The 231-nt window shown below is 55.4% G+C and carries 1 pseudogene; it reads right to left on the bottom strand.

Annotated features, from left to right (window positions below):
* A pseudogene (locus SB756_RS36025) lies at positions 1–231 on the bottom strand (DNA-3-methyladenine glycosylase 2 family protein); the annotation flags it as partial.

Genomic DNA, 231 nt, shown 5'->3' with positions numbered 1-231 from the left:
ATCCGGCAGGAAAACATCTTTCGCCTGCCAGCCACGCAAAGCAAAATAATTCGCCGTCCAGCTCCCGATACCCGGAAAAGTTTGCAGCGTTTTCATCGCCTGCTCCACATCGCCCGGTATTGTCATTGGTAAGGTGCCCTCCAGCGCCGCATTTGCCAGATGAATCAGCGCCTCTGCCCGTTTCAACGGCATACCTAACGCTTTTAATGCCTGCGGGTCTGCTGCTGCCAG

It is taken from the genome of Pseudomonas sp. SIMBA_068, assembly GCF_046534705.1.
Lineage (GTDB): Bacteria > Pseudomonadota > Gammaproteobacteria > Pseudomonadales > Pseudomonadaceae > Aquipseudomonas > Aquipseudomonas putida.
The sequence above is the reverse complement of the archived record's forward strand: the minus strand, read 5'-3'. Positions and strand labels throughout refer to the sequence as shown.